The organism is Streptomyces sp. NBC_00483, assembly GCF_036013745.1.
Taxonomy (GTDB): domain Bacteria; phylum Actinomycetota; class Actinomycetes; order Streptomycetales; family Streptomycetaceae; genus Streptomyces.
The window spans coordinates 9,559,584-9,576,449 of sequence record NZ_CP107880.1 but is presented as its reverse complement, the minus strand read 5'-3'; the positions used below and the strand labels follow the sequence as shown (position 1 = coordinate 9,576,449).

Below are 16,866 nucleotides of genomic sequence, written 5' to 3'. Positions count from 1 at the left end.
TCGTACGACGGGCGTACGTCGCTGGAGGCGCACGCCCGCCCCCTCCAACGTACGTCTCATCGGCGCGGACGGTTCACGGTCGGCCGTGCACCCAGACCCGTAGCGATCCGATCGCCTCGAAGCCGTGGCGGACGGCAACCGCGAGGTCGTCGCCCTGCTCGTAGCCGACCACCGGCAGATCGGGAAACAGCCGGTGCACCGCGTCCAGTACCCCGGGCCAGGCCGAGTCCGGGCCGCCGTCCGACGCGAACACGTTGGAGATTCCGACGACCTGGTGGCCATCGTCACCACTCGGGCTCGCGACCGCTCCGGCGACCACCCGCCCGTCGGGCGTCCGCCCCGCGAGCACGAACGTGGCCGTGTCGTCGAGGAGTTCGGACCGGAAGAGGCGCGTGTCGCCCCAGGCCTCCGCCCAGGACAGCAGGGTCTCCGCGTCGTCCACGACGCCCCAGGCGAGAGTCGGTACCGGGGCGGGCGCGCCCGCCGGGCGGTGGATCCACCGGGCCTCGAACAGCACCTGAAAACCGGCTTCCGTCAGGTCGAGGTCGGCGAAGCTGTCCTTGACGGAGGCGCCGGGTGCGGCGGTGTCGATGCGGGCCGTCACGGCGGCCGGGTCGGCGCCCGGCGCGAGCGTCACCGCGTCCGGGTAGTACAGCGGAGTGCGGGCCGGGGCGGTCCACACCTCACCCCCGAACTCGCCCGCCACGCCGTGCGATCGGCTCATGGCGGCGCACCACTCCGCGTTGTTGCGCGCGGCGGCCCGGACCAGGAGTTGCTTCTGCGTCGATGTCGTCACGAGAGCGGATCATGGCGCGATCGGGGACGGCAGTCGAGTGCTTTTCCGTTGACACGTTGACGTTTTGTGCTCAAACATTGGGCGGATCAAGCAAGCTCTTGCACTTTGGATAGCGCTCAGTCCGGTTCCACTCGAACAAAGGACGTGAAACGTGCGCATTTCACCCCGGAGACCGGGAAGTACCGACTGGCTCACCGCCAAGGTCGCCGAGGCGATGGGGACGCGGGACACGATCACGTGGGTACCGACAGGGGCCTTCGCGAACTCCGCGGAGGTGCGGGTGCCGCGGTATCCCATGAAGGCGATCCAGGGCAAGGACACCAAGGAGCTGACGTTGTCGGCGGTGCGGGGCGAGCAGGTCTCCGCGCAGCTCGCCATCGCCTCCGGCACACCACTCAGCGGCGTGTCCGCCCGGGTCGGTGAACTGACGGGGCCGGAAGGCGCCCGGCTCGGCGGGGACGCGGCCCGGCGCGCCCAGGTGCGGTTCGTGAAGTACGTGCCCGTGCAGCGCTCCAAGTCCGAGCTGGACTGGTCCGCCACGATCGACCAGGTGAGCTCGCCCACCGAGGTGTCCGGCGACCGCGATCCGGACGTCGTGGGGGACCCGCTGGAGGAGCGGTCGGCCGTCGACGTTCCCGCGTACGCCGCGCAGCCGTTGTGGTTCACCTTCCGCATCCCGAAGGGCACTCCCGCCGGGACGTACAAGGGCTCCGTCGCCGTCACCGCGAACGGGAAGACCCAGGCCACGTACCCGCTGACCATCGAGGTCGCGGACGTGAGCCTGCCCGACCCGTCCGACTACCGGTTCTTCCTGGACGTCTGGGCGCAGCCGGACACCATCGCGAAGGCGCACCACGTCGCACCGTGGTCGGCGAAGCACTGGAAGCTCATCGACACGTACAACCGGGAGTTGGCGAGCCGCGGGCAGAAGGTCATCAACACCACCGTCGTCGACAACCCCTGGCACTATCCGTGGCCGGGGAACAGCCGGAAGTCGCAGACGGCGACCCCGTACTCCAGCATGGTCGGCTGGAGTTGGGACGGCGACCGGTTCCGCTTCGACTTCGCACGCTGGGACAAGTACGTCGCCGCCGCCGAGCGCGCCGGGATCGGCCCGGACATCGGCGCGTTCTCCATGCTGGCCTTCCAGGACAAGGAACACCTGACGTACGTCGACTCGCGCACCGGCAAGGAGGTGTACGAGAACGTCGAGTTGGGCGGCGAGCGGTGGCGGGAGGCATGGGGTGCCTTCCTGCGCGCGTTCGAGGACCATCTGCGGGACACCGGACGCCTCGACCACACGTGGCTGTCCTTCGACGAGCGGCCCGTCGAGACGATGAAGGTCGTCCGCGACTTCGTGCACGAGGTGGCGCCCGCCTTCGACCGGCGCATCTCGGTCGCCGGGTCCATCAGCACGGAGCCCCTGGCCTCGAACCTCTCCGTCGACTGGGGCGGCATCGACAAGATGACCCCGGAGAAGGTCGCGCAGCGCCGCAAGGACGGCAAGATCACCACGTTCTACGTGTACGGGGTTCCGGACCACCCCAACACCTTCTCGTACTCACCCGCGGTCGAGGCCCGGATGCTGCCGTGGATCTCGGCCCAGCGGCAGCTCGACGGGCTGCTGCGCTGGTCGTGGAACAGCTGGACCTCCGACCCGTTCGAGCAGCCGGTGCACATCTTCACCCAGGGCGACGAGTATCTCGTCTATCCGGGGGACGACGGGCCGATGTCGAGCATCCGGTGGGAACAGCTCAAGGAAGGGATCGAGGACTTCGAGCTGATCGCGCAGGCGCGGGAGAAGCTCGCGGACTCCGGGAGCGGTGGTGACAGCGAAGCGCTGCGGGCCGCCCTCGACCTCGCCACCAGGAACCTCGACGGCCGCACCAAGGACGTCACCGACATCGAGAAGGCCAGAGCGGCCGTCATCCGGGAGTTGACCTCGTGACCCGACCCTCACCGCAGCAGCCGAACCGGCCCCGCCTGAGCCGCAGACGGCTGCTGTCGAGCACGGCGATCGTGCTGGGTGTCACGGCCCTGCCCACACCGGGCGGGGCCGCCTTCGCCGCCACTGGCGGCCGCGCGGGCTCCGGCGGCCGTGCGGGCTTCGACACCGGACCCGCCGACGCGGCGCTGCGCCGACTGCTGCCCCGCCACCACGGCCAGGTCACCTTCCGCCCGTCGGGCGGCGGGGGCGCGGCCGACCGGTTCCGGGTCTCCGGCTCCCGCGGGCGCATCGTCGTGGAGGGATCGACCCCGGCCGTCCTCCTCGCCGGTCTGCACCGCTATCTGCGCGATGTCGCGCACGCCTCCGTCACCTGGAACGGCGAGCAGCTGAACCTTCCGAAGCAACTGCCCGCACCGACCGCCGAGTTGACGGCGTCGGCGAACGTCTCCCACCGGTTCACCCTGAACGACACCAACGACGGCTACACCGGCCCCTACCGCGACTGGGACGCCTGGCAGCGCGAGCTGGACGTGCTCGCGCTGCACGGATTCAACGAGGTCCTCGTGACGACCGGCGTGGAGGCCGCCTACTTCGACACGTTCCGGCGGTTCGGGTACTCCGAGGCCGAGCTGCTGGCGTGGATCCCGGCTCCGGCGCACCAGCCGTGGTGGCTGCTGCAGAACATGTCCGGGTTCGGCGGCCCGGTCAGCCGGCGCCTGCTGGAGCGGCGCGCCGACCTCGGCCGCAAAATCGCCGACCGCGTACGGGAGTTGGGCATGACGGTGGTGCTGCCGGGCTGGTTCGGCACCGTGCCCGACGGCTTCCCCGAGCGGGTCGACGGGGCGAAGGTCGTGCCGCAGGGCACCTGGAGCGGGTTCAAGCGCCCCGACTGGCTCGACCCGCGCACCGGAGCCTTCGCCGAGGTGGGCGCCGAGTTCTACGCCCGGCTCGACACGCGACTCGGCGGCACCTCCATGTACAAGATGGATCTGCTGCACGAGGGCGGACGGCCCGGCGACGTGCCGGTCGGTGAGGCCGCGCGCGCCGTCGAGACGGCCCTGCGCACGGCCCATCCCGAGGCCGTGTGGGCGATCCTCGGCTGGCAGACGAATCCGCGCCGCGAGATCCTCGACGCCGTCGACCGCGACCGCATGCTGATCGTCGACGGTCTGTCCGACCGGTACGCCACGGTGACCGACCGGGAGAGCGATTGGGGCGACACCCCGTACACGTACGGCAGCATCTGGAACTTCGGCGGGCACACCGCGCTCGGCGCCAACACCCCGGACTGGGTGGAGAGTTACCCGCGCTGGCGGGACAAGGACGGCAGCAGGCTGTCCGGGATCGCCGCGATGCCGGAGGGGGCCGACAACAACCCCGCGGCGCTCGCACTCCTCGGCGACCTTGCGTGGACGGCGGGCAGTGTCGACCTGGACGACTGGTTCGGGCGGTGGGCGGCGTCCCGGTACGGCGGCGCCGACCGGCACGCGAGCGCGGCCTGGCGGGTGCTGCGTGAGACGGCGTACGGGATGCGCCGCACCGACTCCTGGAGCGAGGCGCCGGACGGCCTGTTCGGGGCCCGGCCGGCGCTGAACGTACAGTCGGCCGCCGCGTGGAGCCCGAAGGCCGAGCGTTACGACACCGCCGCCTTCGACCGCGCCCTCACCGAACTCCTGGCCGTCGACGAGGAGTTGCGGGACAGCTCCGCCTACCGGTACGACCTGCTCGACGTCGCCCGGCAGGTGCTCGCCAACCGCAGCCGGGTGCTGCTGCCACAGATCAGGGCGGCGTACGAGGCACGTGACACCGCACTGTTCGAGCAGCTGACGCGGACGTGGCTCGACTGGATGAAGCTCCTCGACGACGCGCTGGCCACCTCGGAGCAGCATCTGCTGGGCCGGTGGCTCGCCGAGGCCCGTGCCTGGGGAGCCGATCGCGCGGAACGGGACCAACTGGAGTACGACGCCCGGTCGATCGTCACGACCTGGGGTGACCGGGCCGGCAGCGACGCGGGGCTGCGCGACTACGCCAACCGGGAGTGGTCGGGCCTCGTCTCCGGCCTCTATCTGCCCCGCTGGCGCAGGTACTTCGCCGAGCTGACGGCCTCGCTCGCCGAGGACCGGGAGCCCGCCGGGATCGACTGGTTCGCGATGGACGACAAGTGGGCGCACGGCCACGAGCCCTATCCGGAGCGCCCCTCGGGGTCGATCGAGCGGCTCGCACGCCGGATCCACGACACGCTCGCGAACACCGCGCACCAGGCCACGCTGACCGCCTCCGCCGCGCACGCCGCCGTCTCCACGGACGAGCCGGTCACGGTCGAGGTCACGTTCACCAACCGCAACGGCCTGGCGGCGGCGCGGGGCGTCGTCCTCTCGCTCGACCTGCCCGACGGGCTGACCGCTCGTGCGGAGGGCCCGGTCGTCGCGGCTTCGGTGGCTCCCGGCGAGTCCTTCACGGGACGCTTCACGGTGTCACTGACTGGCGCGGCGGACGGGCTCGTGCTCCGGGCGCGCGCCGACGCCGCGTACCGGATGGGCACCGCGCGCGGCGCGGCGGTCGACGCGGTCCGGCTCCTGGCGGGAACGGGGGTCAAGGACCCGTACAAGACGGTGTCGTTCAACGACGCGGTGTTCGGCCAGTCCGGCGATGCCTTCGCCATCGAGGGCGGCGGCGCCGATCTGTGGGGCGGCACGGACGAGTTCGGCGCGATCTACCGCCCCGGGGCCTTCACGGACGGGTCCTCCGCCTCGGTCCGGGTCACCGCCCAGGACCGCACGGGCGGTTGGGCGCGCGCGGGCCTGATCGTCCGCAACGACCTGACGGGCAAGGGGAGTTCGGGATACGTCAATCTCGCGGTCACCCCGTCCAACGGGTGTGCGCTGTCCTGGGACGCCGACGGCAACGGCCGCCTCGACTCCGTCACGACGGCGGGCGGCTCGGTGACGGCGCCGGTGCGGCTGCGTCTGACCCGTCAAGGCGCCACGTACAAGGGAGAGTTCAGCACGGACGGCACCACTTGGACGACGGTCGGCACGGCTGCCCCGGCGGGGGCCGCGGGCGGTGGGCAGGACGTGGGGGTGTTCATGAGTGCGGCTAATGGTGGGAGCCAAGAACGGGGGATCGTGACGTTCGATGAGCTGCGGACCCCATCAAGCCCCTCCGGCGATTGAGGAGCGGGGTCCGGGGCAGAGCCCCGAGACCTCGGCACCGACCGCCGGTGCAGTCCGTCACCGGTCCAAGAGCGGCAGCACCCGCGTTCCCAGGAGGTCGACGCCACCGTCGTCCGTGAGGCCGTGCGGCGTCCCGAACTCCACGCGGGACGCGCCCGCGTCGATGAGCAACTGGGCCTGCGCCGCGACCTGTTCGGGCGTGCCGGAGAAGGCGAACAGGTCCAGGAGGTCGTCGGGGATCAGCTTCCCGGCGCCGACCGAGTCGCCGCGGGCCAGCCGCTCCTTGACGCCCGCCAGCAGCCCGGCGGGGACGTCGACCGTCGGGTCGAGATCGGCCACCACCGCGAGGTACATCGCGACCTCGGTACGGGCGTGGGCCCGCGCCCGCGCCCCGTCCTCGTCGACGACGGTCACGGCGCCGACCACGATGCCCACGTGGTCCGCGGGAGCGGCGTCGGGCCCGCCCGCGATCCGGCGGCGCATCACGTCGACCATGGCGGGGTTCGCCGAACCGCCGATCTTGATCTCCCCCGCGATGCGCCCGGCGAGAGCCGCCGTGCGCGCACCCCACGTGCCGATCAGCACGGGGACATCGGGGCGCTCCGGCCGGTAACGGAGGCGCGTGCCCGGTGCAAGCCGGAACACCTCACCCTCGTAGCCCTCCTCCGAGCCGGAGAGCAGCGCGCGGATCAGTCCCACGGCGTCCCGGATGTGCGCAAGCGGCCGCGGCTGCCCGATGCCGACGTCGCCCAGCCATGTACCGCGGGCCAGGCCCAGGTACGCGCGCCCGGACGAGGCCAGGTCGAGCGCGGCGACCTGGCCGGCGATCTCGTACGGATGCATCGAGTACGGGTTCCAGCAGGCGGCGCCGAGCCGTACGCGGCGCGTCGCGCGGGCCATCTCGAGCAGCGGGAAGAGCGGCGGCTGGTACATCAGGTCCCCGAACACGGAGAGCACGTCGAAGCCGTGGTCCTCGGCGCGGGCGGCGAGCCGGGCGTAGTCGGCGGGTTGCTTGTCGCTCTGCAGGCCGAGCCCGATCTCGACCTTCGCCGCGGCGGTCGTAGCGGTCACGTCAGGTCCTCCGTGTTCAGGCGGCACCGCGCCGTGCGGTCGATGCGCATGATCAGTCGTTCTTCGGGGTCGGGGCAGCACACGAGCGTGTCCCGTTCGAGCCAGTCACCGGCGGGCAGCGCGCGCTGTTTGGCCGGCAGGAGCGGGAGCACTGCCTGCAGCGCGTAGACGCAGAAGTGGCGTCCTTCGGGGATGCGCAGGCGCGCGCTGTCGACGAGTTCGAAGTAGTCGCCGACAGCCATTCCGCAGACGGAGCGGCCCTCGATGCGGTCGACGGTGACGCGCAAGTCGTAGAGCTCGGTGACCAGTTCCTCGGCATCGTTCTCGGTCATGCGATCCCCGTCCTCGTACTCTCTGCCGGTGGCTTGCAGTCCTCCGCCGAAAGGGCCAGGCCCACTGCCACGGCCTCCGCCTTCGGCCTCGGCGTGATCAGGCTGACGGCCAGCACCACCACGGCGTTGATGGCCATGGCGATGAGGCCCGGTTCCCATTCGGGCAGGTGCGCGGCCCAGTAGTCCTTGGCGAACGGGGCGAGCAGCGCGGTGAACCCGGCGACGAGGCCGAGCAGGACGCCGATCGCGGACGTGCGGCGCCACAGGAAGGCGAGGACGACGGCCGGGGCGAGCATGCCGATGGCCGAGTAGGCGTTCAGCAGGATGTCGACGAGGGACTGACTGCGGCCGATGGTCAGCCACACGGCGACCGCGGCGAAGCCGATCATCGACAGGCGGGAGACGAGGAGTGTGGTGCGGTCCGACAGGCCGCGACGCGTCACGGTGCCGACGACGTTGCGGGCGAACAGGACGCCGGACGTGAGCAGCAGTACGGAGCCGGGTGCGAGCGCGAGCAGGAAGCCGGTGCCGGCGACGAGGCCGACCACCCAGGCCGGGTAGCTGTCCGAGACGAACTGCAGCAGCGCCGCGTTGAGGTCACCGCCCGCCGGCTTCGTCCCCGCGACGAGGGCCGCGAAGCCGAGCAGGATCACGAAGAAGTACGCGAGCGAGTACAGCGGCTGCCAGATGGCGTTGCGGCGGATCGCGGTGCCCGACGCGGCTGAGTAGGAGACCTGGAACAGGTGCGGGAACACCCAGTTGCCGAGCGCCACGTTCAGCGCGGACGTCATCAGCCAGGTCGACGTGGTCGGGGACGCGGGGTCGATGCCGGGGAACTTCCCGATGCCCGGGTGCTGTTCCTCGGCGAGCCGGAAGATGTCGAAAAGGGACGAGGCCCCGACCTTGCTCGCCACCGTGGCCGTCAGCAGCACGACCACCACGACCATGAGGACGTCCTTGACGCCCGCGGAGAACGCGGCCGAGCGCAGCCCGGCGAGGAAGACGAAGGCCAGCATCACCACCGCCCCGATGACCACGGCCGCGTTCGGCGACACCGAACTCCCCAGCGTGAGCCGCACGATGAGGCTGAGGCTGACCAGCTGGATCTGTACGTAGACGACGAGGGCGGCGATGCCGACGAGCGCGGTGACGACGCCCAGCCAGGGCGCGCCGAAGCGGGCGGTGAAGAAGTCGGCCTGGGTGATCAGCGCGTGCTTGCGGCCGGCCCGCCAGATCTTCGGCATGAGCCAGTAACCGATGGCGTAACTGAGGGAGACCGAGGTGAAGGCGAGGTACGCGGGGGCGCCCATGGCCCACGCGTATCCGGAGATGCCGAGGACGGCGAAGGTCGTGTACACCTCGCCCGCGTTCATGAACCAGAACAGGACGGTGCCGAAGCGGCGTCCGCCGACGGCCCAGCCCGACAGGGTGGTGGCTGGGGCGCCGCTGCTCGCGCGGCGGCCGAAGCCGATCGCGCCGACGACGGTGCCCACGACGATGGCGAGCACGAGGGCGAGCGTCACGCCTCCTCACCGGCCTTCAACTCGGCGGGCCGCGCGGTGAGTTCGAGGAACCGGGCCTCCTCCTCGTCCACGCCCGCCCTGCGGTCGAGGCGGAAGACGAGGCTGATGACGGCGGTCGACGCCAGGACGCCGAGCATCTGCCAGAGCATCGGGAACGGGATGTTCAGCGGCGCGAACCGCACCCCGTTGACCACGGGCACGAGCGCGACCTGCCAGACGAACGGGAGGACGAGCAGCCAGCGGTGGGCCGTGGGCGGCCTCGGGACCGTCGATGCCATCGCATCCCCTACGAGTCGGATCGGGTTGGGTCGCGTCCGATCGGTCGGATCGGAACTGGGCACCTCCCGCGTGCAGTCTGGCTGCACACGGGAGGGCGATCCGAGACGCTAAACTCCGGAAAGGCAATCGTCAACGCGTGTTCACAGGACGAGATGTGCGGTGTGCACTCACCCTGTACGGAGGATCATGATCGGCACCCGGCTGCGGGCACTGCGCACGGAGCGCGGACTGAGCCTGCGCGCCCTGGCCCAGCAGGCCGGCCTCTCTGCGACGCTCCTGAGCCAGGTGGAACGCGGCGTGACGGAACCGAGTCTGGCCACGCTGCGGCGGCTCGCGGACGTGTTCGGCGCCTCGGTGGTCGCCCTGTTCGACGAGGAGGACGTCCCCGCGGTCCACATCAGCCGGCCCGGTGAGCGCTCCACGATCAGCGGCCCGCGCGGCCTGGTCCAGTACGAGCGCCTCGCCGGGAGCAACGGCCGCCTGGAGGTGCTCCGCGCGATCCTCCCGCCGGGCGCGGCCACGAGCGACGAACCGTGGGCCCACCCCTCCACGGAGTGCGCCTACGTCATCGACGGCACGCTGACCGTGGAGATCGCGGGTGTCACCCACGCGGTGACCGCGCAAGAGTCCATCACCTTCGACGCCCGCCAGCCCCACCTCTACCGCAACGCGGCGGACGACCCGGTGGAGTACATCGTGTCGGTCACTCCCCCGTCGCCGTAGTCGTTCGTGCTCGTGGCGCCGTGTCGCCGACGCCATCGTCGCCGCGACGGATTCGCGTATCGCGGTCGAGATCGAGCATCGCGAGGGGCTGCTGCCGCTGGTGATGGTGGGCGTGGGGGTGGCCGTCGTCGCCGACTCGTGGCGCTCGCTCGCGGACACGGTCGGGCTGCGGGTGCGCAGGCTCGCCATCGAGGACACGCTCGACGTCGGCCTGGTGTGGCGCAGACACCGGCTGAGCCCGGCGGCAGCGGCATTCATCGACGTGATCGAAAGGTCGCGCAGTACGGGCCAGGGGACGCCCCGGGAACGGAAGCCGGAGAACCGATAGGCGAGCGTTATCGAACGGGCTGCAAACGCGTCTTGGACAGCCCGGGACACCTCGGCATTCCATGGTCACCATGACGACCACTCGCCACCGCATCGCGCTCATCCCTGGTGACGGCATCGGCACCGAGGTACTGCCGCCCGCCTGCGCCGTCCTCGACGCCGTCGGCAAACGCCACGGACTCGCCTTCTCCTACGACTCGTTCGACTGGTCCTGCGAGCGGTATCTCGCCGAGGGCGCGATGATGCCGACGGACGGCCTGGACCGGATCCGCCACCACGACGCGGTTCTGCTCGGCGCGGTCGGCTGGCCGGGGGTGGCGGACCATGTCTCCCTCTGGGGTCTGCTCATCCCCATCCGCCGCCAGTTCCACCAGTACGTGAACCTGCGTCCCATCAAGGTGCTGGAGGGCGTCCCGAGCCCGGTCGCGAAGGCGGGCGCGGACGTGGACTTCGTCGTCGTGCGCGAGAACGTCGAGGGCGAGTACTCGGAGATCGGCGGGCGTCTCAACCGCGGGTTCCCCAACGAAATGGCCGTCCAGGAAGCGGTGTTCACCCGCCCCGGCGTGGAGCGCATCCTCGACTACGCGTTCACCACCGCGCGACGCCGCGAGGGCCACCTTGTCTCGGCGACGAAATCCAACGGCATCGTGCACACCATGCCGTTCTGGGACGAGCTGGTGCGCGAGGCCGGTGCCCGGTTCCCGGAGGTGGAGTGGCGGCAGGAACACATCGACGCGCTCGTCGCGAAGATCGTCCTCGATCCGTCCCGCTACGACGTGATCGTCGGCTCCAACCTCTTCGGCGACATCCTCTCCGACCTCGCGGCCGCCGTCGCGGGCAGCATCGGCATCGCTCCCGCGGCCAACCTCAACCCGGAGCGCGAGTACCCGTCGATGTTCGAGCCCGTCCACGGTTCGGCCCCCGACATCGCGGGCCGCGGCATCGCCAACCCGCTCGGCGCGATCTGGTGCGCCTCGATGATGCTCGACCACCTGGGCCACCCCGAGGCCGCGACGGAGGTCTTCGACGCGTTCGCGTCCGTTCTCGCGACGACGGACGCGCGGACGGCCGACCTGGGCGGAACGGCGACCACGAAGGAGTTCACCCAGCTCGTGCTCGACGCCGTCACGGACCGCTGACCGTCTGTCTCTGCTCAGCCTCCCCTCAGCGCATCACCGTCGCGAGTACGTCGTCGCCCAACGCGCGTACGACGTCCGTCGCCAGTCGGTGGCGGACGAGTTTGCCGTCGCGGGTCGAGCGGACCAGGCCCGCCTCGCGGAGTTGGCGCAGTGTGCGGGAGACCTGGGGTTCGGTGGAGCCCAGGCGGGTGGCCAGTTCGGAGGTGGTGATCGGTTCGCCGAGGAGGTGCCGGCACAGTTCCATGCGGCCGGGTGAGGCGAGCGCCGTGAGCCGGTCGTGCAAGGCGCGCAAGGAGAGTTGGCCGGGCCCGGAGGGCATCGCGGCGCGGACCGCGTACTGCACGACGACGCAGGACGGGTCCTCGTCCTTGACGACGAGGTGCGGCCAGACGCGGACCGAGGGGACGAGGACGAGCGGGCGCCGACCGACGACCACCTCGTCGATCTGCAGCTTGTCGAGGCGGATCCGGGCGCCCGGTCCGACGCGCGACGCGGTGGGGAGCAGTTCGGTGAGCACGTCGACGGGCGGGCGGGGTCGGGCGAGCCGCCGCCGGACCTCACGGGCGTGGTCGTCGAGTACGGGGCCCAGATTGCGCCAGTCGTCGGCGAAGAACGCGGCGTCGGCGGCGCGCAGGACCGCGAGGAGCCGTGCGCGGAACGCGTCCGGGTCCGCGACCAGTTCGACGGCCAGGTCACCCCTGGAGTGCGAGCGCCGCCGGCACTGGCGTACGTACTCCTCGGCGGCCTCGGTGCCGGGGCGCAGTTCGTGGGCGGCGGGGGCGGGTCGGGCGCTGGCACCGAGCACGCCGGGTGCGACGAGGCCGAGGAATTCCGTACGGGGAAGGTCCTCGATGGCCGCCAATTCCTCCCGGAGATCCGCCGCGACGGGCAGCGCCCGAGGGTAGAAGAGGCGGCAGCGGAAGCGGGCCCACAGCGGGGCGAAGACCGCGAGTTCGTCACGGAGTGCCGGGTTCACCGCGGCGGCGCGGGCGGTCCACTCGGCGGCCTCGGGGTGGTGCTCGGGTTCGGCGAGGATGTGCAGGCTCGCCATGAGTTCGGACAGCGCGGAGGGCCCGGCCGCGATGTCCGCGGGGCCGAGCCCTCCGACGTCGATGATGATGCTCACCGCATCAGGGTACGAAGGTCCGCACAGGTCAGCGGACCGCTGCCCCCGGCCCCAGCGGGATGCCGAGCAGGTACCAGGCGAAGAAGAGGACGACCCAGACCACGAGCATCGCCATCGCGACGGGCAGCGTGAAGGAGACCAGCGTGCCGATGCCCGCCTTGCGCCGCAGCGTCTGCAGATAGCCGACGGCGAGCGCGAAGGTGGTGCCCATCGGGCTGATGGAGTTGGTGCACGAGTCGGCGATCCGGTAGAGCGCCATCGTGGTGGCGGGGCTGGTGCCGAGCAGCATCATCATCGGGATGAGGGCGGGGGCGACCAGCGACCAGAGGGCGGAACCACTGGTGATCAGCAGGTTGATCAGGGAGATCGCGATGAGCAGCAGGAGGAAGAGGACGAGCGTGGGCACGCCCAGGTGCTCGATGAAGTCGGCGCCCTTCACGGCGAGCACGGTGGCGATGTTCGTCCACTGGAACAGGGCGAGGAACTGCGAGACGGCGAGGAAGAGGACGAGCAGCGGGGCGATGCCGCGGACGCCCTCGGCCATGAGGGCGGGCACGTCGCGGCTGCCTTCGATGCGGCCGGTCGCCTTGCCGAACACGTAGCCGATGAGGATGAAGAACATCGCGACGAAGACCGAAACGCTGTTGAGCAGGGTCGATTCGACGATGGAGCCACCCTTGCCGCGCAGCGGGGAGTCGGTCGGGAGCATCGCGGCGATGAGGAGAACGGCGTAGCCGAGGGCGACGAGTCCTGTGCGCTTGAGGGCGCGGACCTCGGTGGCGTCGTCGATACCCGCCGTGATGACGGTCTGCCGGGCCTTCTCCTCCAGGTCCGCGTCCGGCACGAGCAGATGCTCGCGCTTGGTGAGCACCTTCTCGGTGACGAAGGCGACGGTGCAGGCCAGGATGAATGCCGACGTCGTGGAGAAGTACACGTTGTCGGTGGCCCGGACGACGAAGTCGGCGTCCACCAGGTGTGCGGCCTCGGTGGCTACGGAGGCGTAGAGCACGTCGCTGGAGGTGATCAGCGGGTTGGCATCGCCCGCGGCGTTGATCGACACGAAGGCCACGATCATGCCGAGCATGGGCGAGCGGCCGACCGCGCGGAACGCCATGGCACCGAGCGGAATCAGCACGACGTACGCGGAGTCGGACAGGAACTTGCACAGCACACCGCACAGGGCGACGCCGAGCGTGACCCAGCGCGGGGAGACACCTGCCAGCATCCGCCGTGCCAACGCCTCGAACAGGCCGGCCCGTTCGGCGACGGCGACGCCCAGCATCACCACGAGCACCGTGCCGAGCGGGCCGAAGGTGACGAAGTTGTCCACCGCGCCGTTGACGAGGTCGCGGACGGCGTCGGCGGATATCGCGCTGCGCACGGCGATGGTGCCGTCCTTGGACGGGTCGGCGACCTGCGCCCCGGCCGCCGCTAGCACCCAGCTGACGACCGCGACCACGCCCGCCATGATCCAGAAGAGCCAGAACGGGTGCGGCAGCGCATTGCCCGCCCGCTCGATGAAGTCGAGCAGCCGCGAGCCCCCGCCCCCGGTGGGCGGGCGTTCGGGTCGCACCTCACGGCGAGCGGTCGCGCTCATGGATTCTCCTGGGATCGAAGGGGGCCACGCCGGGCGGGCGCACAAGGTCGCGCCTGTGCTGATCGCTGGGTCCGGAAGGGCGGCGGGCACACAGTACGAAGCGGATGCGCACGGCGTCACGGCCTGACGGAACAGTTGACGTGATTGCGGCAAGTGATCCACCGCGCGTCGGCCGCGACCTACGGTTGCGGCCGTGACCTCGCAAGACGCCCTCAAAGCCCCCAGCGCCCCCTGCCCGTTGCACGCCGACGGCACGCTGTGGCGCAGGCCCCTGACCGTCCCCATGCGCGACGGTGCCCGCCTCTCCGCGGACCTCTACACCGCCGGATCCGACCCCGAACCCCCGCCGCTGCCGGTGCTGTTGGAGCGGACCCCGTACGGCAAGCGCGAGCAGCGCGGTTCGGACCAGGACCGCCACGACGCCCCGGTGCCTCGGCCCGAGGACATCGCACGGCACTTCACGGACGCCGGTTACCACGTCGTGCGGCAGGACTGCCGTGGGCGCGGGGAGTCGGAGGGGACGTTCGTGAAGTACCTCGGGGAGGGCCCGGACGGCGCCGACACCGTCGAGTGGATACGGGCGCAGCCGTGGTGCGACGGCCGGGTGGTGATGACCGGGGTGTCCTACTCCGCGCACGTCCAGGCCGCCGCGGCGGCGGAGGCCCCGGCCGGTCTCGCGGCGATGTTCCAGGACTCGGGCGGCTTCGCGTCGGCGTACGAGGCGGGCATGCGGATGGGCGGCGCCTTCGAGTTGAAGCAGGCCACGTGGGCGCTGCGGCACGGCGCGAACAGCCCGGAGGCGGCGGCCGATCCGGTCCTGGCGGAGGAGATGCGCCGCCTGGACGTGGCGGGCTGGTTCACCGCGCTGCCGTGGCGGCCGGGCTCGTCGCCGCTGCGGCATCTTCCGGCGTACGAGGCGTTCCTGCTGGAGCAGTGGCGCGAGGACGCCTTCGGTGACTACTACCGCAACCCCGCGCTCTACGGCCGCGGTTCCTACGACCGTTTCCCCGACGTCCCGAGCCTGCACATGGGCAGCTGGTACGACCCCTATGTCCGGTCCACCATCGAGAACTTCACGGAGCTGCGAGCGCGCAAGGAGGCCCCCGCTTACCTGGTGATGGGTCCGTGGACGCACGGCCACCGCTGCGAGACGTTCTCCGGAGACGTCGACTTCGGGCCGGCGGCGACGCTGTCCGGGAACCTGGCCGAGTCGTATCTCGCGTTCCGCAGCCGGTGGTTCGACCAGGCGCTCGGGCGGAAGGTGTCACACCCTGACACCTTCCCGGCCGTGCAGTACTTCCTGATGGGCGGCGGGGACGGCCGCCGGGACGCGGCGGGGCGCATGCGCCACGGCGGCGCGTGGCGCACGGACACGGCCTGGCCGCCTTCCGGGACGCGCCCGGTGTCCCTGTACCTGCACGCCGACGGCGCCCTCTCCCCCGCCCCGCCGACGGCGGCCGAGGCATCGGTGGCGTACGACTTCGACCCGCGGAACCCGGTGCCGACCATGGGCGGGCAGGTGACATCGGGGGAACCGGTCATGACGGGCGGCGCCTACGACCAGAACGCCCCGGACGCCCGGACGTTCGGGGCCACCGAGCCCTACCTCCCGCTCGACACCCGCCCCGATGTCATCAGCGTCCTCACACCACCGCTGGACCGGGACGTGGTGCTGGCGGGGCCCGTCTCCGTGCGGCTGCACGTGTCGTCCTCCGCGCCCGACACCGACTTCACCGTCAAGCTCATCGACCAGTACCCGCCCAACCCCGACCACCCGCACGGCTTCGCCATGAACCTCACCGACGGCATCTTCCGCTGCCGCTTCCATCGCTCCTTCGAGCGGCCCGAACCGCTGGTCCCCGGTGAGGTGTACGAGATCGAGGTGACGGCGCCCGACACCGCGAACCGCTTCGCGGCGGGCCACCGGATCCGGCTGGACGTCTCCTCCAGCAACTTCCCCCGCTTCGACGTCAACACCAACACCGGCGAACCCGAGGCGGCCACGCGGCGCAGCGCGATCGCCGTCAACCGGGTGCACATGGACGCCGTGCGGCCGTCGGCGCTGCGGGTGTGGGTGGAGGGCGGAGCGGACGCGCTGAGCTGACGACCGTCGGCGGTGACCGGGTCCGGCCGTTCGGCTAGCGGAGCCCCGTCGCCGCCGCGCGCAGTTCGTCCAGGGCGGCCAGTACGAGGGGTGCCAGGTCGCCGGGGGTTTCGTCGCGGGCGGGGTCGCCCCATGAGGCGAAGCCGAGTTTGAAGGCGAGGACGCCGAGTTCCGCGGCGACCTGCGCCGTGGGTTCCGGGACGTCGCGGCGGCGCAGTGCCTCGACCATGGCGGCGGCCATGCCGATGCTCTTCAGCGCGTTGCGCTCCTGCAACTCCTCGTTCGCCTCGATCGCCGCGTGCAGCAGCGGGCTCAGCTCGCGGTTGAACGAGGTCATCTCGCCCGAGGCGCGCTCAAGGCCCGCCGCGACGGCCGCGACCGGGGTCGCGTCGTCGGGGGCTTCTGTGATGCCCTCGACCAGCAGGCGACTGAGGGTCTTCTGCCCTGCGGTGAGGATCTCCCGCTTGTCGGCGAAGTGCCGGTGGAACGTGCTGCGGGTGAGCTCCGCGCGCTCAGCGATCTGGGCGACCGTCGTGTCGTCGTAGCCCTGCTCGGCGAACAGGGTCAGCGCCGCCACGACCAGGCGCTGCCGGGCATCCGGCTTCCATCTCGGCATACGACCATCCTAAGCGATGCGACACGTGTCGCATCATCGGGTGTACCGTAGTCGGTGATGCGACATGTGTCGCATCACCGATCCCCTTCCCATGGCCATTCCCATGCCTCGC

At 71.2% G+C, this 16,866-nt stretch carries 13 protein-coding genes and 1 pseudogene; 6 read left to right on the top strand and 8 right to left on the bottom strand.

Going from position 1 to position 16,866, the window contains the following annotated elements; genetic code table 11:
• Positions 1-73 precede the first annotated feature (73 nt).
• The gene (locus OHA73_RS42775; protein ID WP_267073751.1) at positions 74-724 is read right to left on the bottom strand and encodes a hypothetical protein; all 651 of its coding nucleotides are present in this window, start codon (positions 722-724) and stop codon (positions 74-76) included.
• A 223-nt stretch (positions 725-947) separates the two neighbouring features.
• Here OHA73_RS42775 and OHA73_RS42770 point away from each other — a divergent pair, with 223 nt between their 5' ends.
• Together OHA73_RS42770 and OHA73_RS42765 are read left to right on the top strand one after the other, a co-directional pair.
• Positions 948-2,744, top strand: coding sequence for a DUF4091 domain-containing protein (locus OHA73_RS42770; protein WP_327658065.1), 1,797 nt, complete (start codon positions 948-950; stop codon positions 2,742-2,744).
• Positions 2,741-5,917 (top strand): alpha-N-acetylglucosaminidase TIM-barrel domain-containing protein, encoded by a 3,177-nt coding sequence (locus OHA73_RS42765; RefSeq protein WP_327658064.1) that lies wholly within the window; start codon positions 2,741-2,743, stop codon positions 5,915-5,917. The genes OHA73_RS42770 and OHA73_RS42765 overlap by 4 nt, the downstream gene beginning before the upstream one ends.
• A 57-nt stretch (positions 5,918-5,974) precedes the next feature.
• Here OHA73_RS42765 and OHA73_RS42760 read toward each other — a convergent pair whose 3' ends face one another.
• The 4 genes from OHA73_RS42760 to OHA73_RS42745 are packed head-to-tail and all read right to left on the bottom strand — an operon-like array spanning position 5,975 to position 9,121.
• Positions 5,975-6,988 (bottom strand): LLM class flavin-dependent oxidoreductase, encoded by a 1,014-nt coding sequence (locus OHA73_RS42760; protein ID WP_327658063.1) that lies wholly within the window; start codon positions 6,986-6,988, stop codon positions 5,975-5,977.
• Positions 6,985-7,320 carry a TIGR04076 family protein gene (locus OHA73_RS42755; RefSeq protein WP_266724529.1) on the bottom strand — a complete coding sequence of 112 codons (336 nt, stop codon included), beginning with the start codon at positions 7,318-7,320 and terminating at the stop codon, positions 6,985-6,987. Before OHA73_RS42755 ends, OHA73_RS42760 begins: the two co-directional genes overlap by 4 nt.
• The gene (locus tag OHA73_RS42750; RefSeq protein WP_327658062.1) at positions 7,317-8,843 is read right to left on the bottom strand and encodes a sodium:solute symporter family protein; all 1,527 of its coding nucleotides are present in this window, start codon (positions 8,841-8,843) and stop codon (positions 7,317-7,319) included. The genes OHA73_RS42755 and OHA73_RS42750 overlap by 4 nt, the downstream gene beginning before the upstream one ends.
• On the bottom strand, positions 8,840-9,121 hold the full coding sequence (locus tag OHA73_RS42745) for a DUF3311 domain-containing protein (protein WP_327658061.1): 282 nt from the start codon (positions 9,119-9,121) through the stop codon (positions 8,840-8,842). The genes OHA73_RS42750 and OHA73_RS42745 overlap by 4 nt, the downstream gene beginning before the upstream one ends.
• A gap of 187 nt (positions 9,122-9,308) precedes the next feature.
• On the opposite strand from OHA73_RS42745, the gene OHA73_RS42740 reads away from it, so the two are divergent.
• The 3 genes and pseudogenes from OHA73_RS42740 (at position 9,309) to OHA73_RS42730 (ending at position 11,311) form a co-directional block, all read left to right on the top strand.
• Positions 9,309-9,845 carry a helix-turn-helix domain-containing protein gene (locus OHA73_RS42740; RefSeq protein ID WP_327658060.1) on the top strand — a complete coding sequence of 179 codons (537 nt, stop codon included), beginning with the start codon at positions 9,309-9,311 and terminating at the stop codon, positions 9,843-9,845.
• 10 nt (positions 9,846-9,855) lie between these two features.
• Positions 9,856-10,173: pseudogene (locus OHA73_RS42735) on the top strand (LysR substrate-binding domain-containing protein); the annotation flags it as partial.
• Between the two features lie 70 nt (positions 10,174-10,243).
• A complete protein-coding gene (locus OHA73_RS42730) occupies positions 10,244-11,311 on the top strand; it encodes a tartrate dehydrogenase (RefSeq protein WP_327658059.1) in 1,068 nt (355 codons plus the stop codon).
• Positions 11,312-11,336: 25 nt separating this feature from the next.
• On the opposite strand, the gene OHA73_RS42725 is transcribed toward OHA73_RS42730, so the two are convergent.
• Both OHA73_RS42725 and OHA73_RS42720 read right to left on the bottom strand, forming a co-directional pair.
• On the bottom strand, positions 11,337-12,437 hold the full coding sequence (locus OHA73_RS42725) for an ArsR/SmtB family transcription factor (RefSeq protein ID WP_327658058.1): 1,101 nt from the start codon (positions 12,435-12,437) through the stop codon (positions 11,337-11,339).
• Between the two features lie 28 nt (positions 12,438-12,465).
• Positions 12,466-14,034, bottom strand: a complete 1,569-nt coding sequence (locus OHA73_RS42720) for an AbgT family transporter (protein ID WP_327658057.1) — start codon at positions 14,032-14,034, stop codon at positions 12,466-12,468.
• Positions 14,035-14,227: 193 nt separating this feature from the next.
• Here OHA73_RS42720 and OHA73_RS42715 point away from each other — a divergent pair, with 193 nt between their 5' ends.
• Positions 14,228-16,138: a CocE/NonD family hydrolase gene (locus OHA73_RS42715; RefSeq protein ID WP_327658056.1), complete on the top strand. Its 1,911-nt coding sequence runs from the start codon at positions 14,228-14,230 to the stop codon at positions 16,136-16,138.
• A gap of 34 nt (positions 16,139-16,172) precedes the next feature.
• Here OHA73_RS42715 and OHA73_RS42710 read toward each other — a convergent pair whose 3' ends face one another.
• On the bottom strand, positions 16,173-16,754 hold the full coding sequence (locus tag OHA73_RS42710) for a TetR/AcrR family transcriptional regulator (protein WP_267073473.1): 582 nt from the start codon (positions 16,752-16,754) through the stop codon (positions 16,173-16,175).
• Between the last annotated feature and the right edge of the window lie 112 nt (positions 16,755-16,866).

Excerpts from the sequence above, each read along its gene's own strand:
- OHA73_RS42755 (WP_266724529.1), bottom strand. The coding sequence starts at position 7,320 with ATGACCGAGAACGATGCCGAGGAACTGGTCACCGAGCTCTACGACTTG.
- OHA73_RS42720 (WP_327658057.1), bottom strand. The coding sequence starts at position 14,034 with ATGAGCGCGACCGCTCGCCGTGAGGTGCGACCCGAACGCCCGCCCACC.
- OHA73_RS42745 (WP_327658061.1), bottom strand. The coding sequence starts at position 9,121 with ATGGCATCGACGGTCCCGAGGCCGCCCACGGCCCACCGCTGGCTGCTC.
- OHA73_RS42740 (WP_327658060.1), top strand. The coding sequence starts at position 9,309 with ATGATCGGCACCCGGCTGCGGGCACTGCGCACGGAGCGCGGACTGAGC.
- OHA73_RS42730 (WP_327658059.1), top strand. The coding sequence starts at position 10,244 with ATGACGACCACTCGCCACCGCATCGCGCTCATCCCTGGTGACGGCATC.
- OHA73_RS42710 (WP_267073473.1), bottom strand. The coding sequence starts at position 16,754 with ATGCCGAGATGGAAGCCGGATGCCCGGCAGCGCCTGGTCGTGGCGGCG.
- OHA73_RS42775 (WP_267073751.1), bottom strand. The coding sequence starts at position 724 with ATGAGCCGATCGCACGGCGTGGCGGGCGAGTTCGGGGGTGAGGTGTGG.